Origin of the sequence: Kitasatospora sp. NPDC007106 (assembly GCF_040634455.1) — a bacterium.
Taxonomy (GTDB): domain Bacteria; phylum Actinomycetota; class Actinomycetes; order Streptomycetales; family Streptomycetaceae; genus Kitasatospora; species Kitasatospora arboriphila.
Window position 1 is genome coordinate 1 of record NZ_JBEYFP010000758.1, and the last position, 2776, is coordinate 2776.

2 protein-coding genes are annotated in these 2776 nt (G+C 73.3%); both read left to right on the forward strand.

Annotated elements, in window-relative coordinates:
• A partial coding sequence (locus ABZ641_RS31945) for an ATP-binding protein (RefSeq protein WP_359987473.1) occupies positions 1-2498 on the forward strand: 2498 nt, incomplete at its 5' end.
• Between the two features lie 5 nt (positions 2499-2503).
• Positions 2504-2776, forward strand: a 273-nt coding sequence (locus ABZ641_RS31950) for an ANTAR domain-containing protein (protein WP_359987476.1), incomplete at its 3' end; no start/stop codon positions are given.

Here is a 2776-nt window from a genome sequence, read left to right on the forward strand (position 1 = left end):
GCCAGGCCGAGGTCGAGGGCGTCTCCGGCACCTGGAAGCGCCTCACCGAGAACGTCAACGAACTGGCCGGCAACCTCACCCGGCAGGTCCGGGCCATCGCCGAGGTCACCGGCGCCGTCGCCGAGGGCGACCTCACCCGGTCCATCACCGTCGACGCCTCCGGCGAGGTCGCCGACCTCAAGGACAACATCAACACCATGGTCGAGTCGCTGCGCGAGACCACCCGCGCCAACCAGGAACAGGACTGGCTGAAGACCAACCTCGCCCGGCTCACCGCCCTCGTCCAGGGCCACCGCGACCTCACCGTCGTCGCCGACCTCATCATGAACGAGCTCACCCCGCTGGTCGGCGCCCAGTACGGCACCTTCTACCTCGCCGAGGACACCCCCGACGGCACCGTACTCGCCCTGGTCAGCAGCTACGGACGACCCGCCGGGGACAGCCCGCCCCGGCTGCGGCCCGGCGAGTCGCTGGTCGGCCAGGCCGCCCTGACCCGGCGTCCGCTCGCCGTCACCGACCTCCCCGACGGCTACACCGCCGTCTCCTCCAGCCTCGGCGCCGCCCCGCCGCGCGCCCTCGTCGTCCTGCCGGTCACCGTCGAGGACCAACTGCTCGGCGTCCTCGAGATCGCCTCCCTGCACCCCTTCACCGCGGTGCACCGCGACTTCCTCGACCGGTTCACCGAAGCGCTCGGCGCCAACCTCAGCATGCTGCTCGCCAACGCCCGCACCGACGAACTCCTGGAGGAGTCCCAGCGGCTCACCGCCGAACTGCGCGCCCGCTCCGAGGAACTCCAGAACGGCCAGCAGGAACTGCGCGACTCCAACGCCGAACTCGAGGAGAAGGCCGACCTGCTGGCCGCCCAGAACCGCGACATCGAGACCAAGAACCTGGAGATCGAGCAGGCCCGCCGGGAACTGGAGGAACGCGCCCGGCAGCTCGCCCGCACCTCCATGTACAAGTCCGAGTTCCTCGCCAACATGAGCCACGAGCTGCGCACCCCGCTCAACAGCCTGCTCATCCTCGCCCAGCTGCTCTCCCAGAACCCGAACGGCAACCTGACGGCCAAACAGGTCGAGTACGCCGAGATCATCCACTCCGCCGGCTCCGACCTGCTGCAGCTCATCAACGACATCCTCGACCTCTCCAAGGTCGAGGCCGGCAAGATGGACATCCACGTCGAGCGCTTCCCGCTGCGCGAACTCCTCGAGTACGTCGAGTCGACCTTCCGGCCGCTCGCCGGGCAGAAGCGGCTGCACTTCACCGTCGTCACCGCACCCGGCCTGCCGGACACCCTGCACACCGACCAGGCACGGCTGCGGCAGGTCCTGCGCAACCTGCTCTCCAACGCCGTCAAGTTCACCGATCGCGGCCGGGTGGAGCTGCGGATCGAACCCTCCGGCCCGGAGGAGAGCACCGCCGACGGCTCGGTGCCGCCCGGCAGCCTCGCCTTCCGGGTCACCGACACCGGCATCGGCATCGCCGAGCAGCACCTGGAGTCCATCTTCGGCGCCTTCCAGCAGGCGGACGGCACCACCAGCCGCCGCTACGGCGGCACCGGCCTCGGACTGTCCATCAGCCGCGAACTCGCCCACCTGCTCGGCGGCACCATCACCTCCCGCAGCACCCTCGGCGAAGGCAGCTGCTTCACCCTGCACCTGCCCGGCGCCGTACTCGGGGAGTCCGCCGAGAGCGCCCCGCCGCGCCCGGCCCGGCTGCTCGTCGTCGAGGCAGACCCGTCCGGCCTGCTCACCGCCGTCGCGACCAGCGCCACCGCCCGCCGCGACCCGCCCGCCGAGATCCGCACCGTCGGCGACGCCGAAGAACTGCGCGCCGCGCTCGACCGGGGCCCGTGGCACTGCGCCGTCGTCGACCTCGACCTGCCCGGCGAGCGGCTGCGACCCGTCCTCGACGCCCTGCGCGCGGCCGGGCCCGCGGTGATCGGCCACTTTGAACGGTCCCCCGACCCGGACCGGCCCGACCGGCCGGACACCCCCGACCTGCCGACGGCCGCCGGCCTCGACGACCTGCGCGAGAGGATCAGGACGGCGACGGCCCCGCCCGAGGAGGCGCCCGCCGCCCCGCCCGCCCCGCCCGCCCCGGCGCCCGTGCACCGCGCCCGGCTGGCCGGCCGCACCGTCCTGATCGTCGACGACGACACCCGGAACGTCTTCGCCGTCACCGGCATGCTCGAACTGCACGGAGCGCGCGTCCTGCACGCCGAGAACGGCCGGACCGGCCTCGACGTACTGCGCGGCCACCCCGAGACCGACATCGTCCTGATGGACGTGATGATGCCGGAGATGGACGGCGACACCGCGACCGCGGAGATCCGCGGACAGGGCGGCACCGCGGACGTCCCGATCATCGCCCTCACCGCCAAGGCGATGCCCGGCGACCGGGCCCGCAGCCTCGCGGCCGGCGCCAACGACTACATCACCAAGCCCGTCGACACCGACCACCTGCTCGCCCGGATCATCCACTGGCTGGACGGCTGACCGCCGTGGACCGGACCGGCCCGGCCGACACCGGGGCGCCCCGCGACCGCGCGTCCCCCGCGGCCGACCGGCTCGCCCTCGCCCTGCGGCGGCTGGAGGCCGAACGCGACGTGCTCCGCGACCGGCTCGCCACCCGCCCGCTCGTCGACATCGCCACCGGCATGCTCGCCGAACGGCTGCACTGCCCGCCCGCCGACGCCGCCGCCCAGCTCGACGCCCTCGCCGCCGAGGCCGGCGTGCCCGCCGACCGGCTCGCCGCCGAGATCGTCGGCGCGACC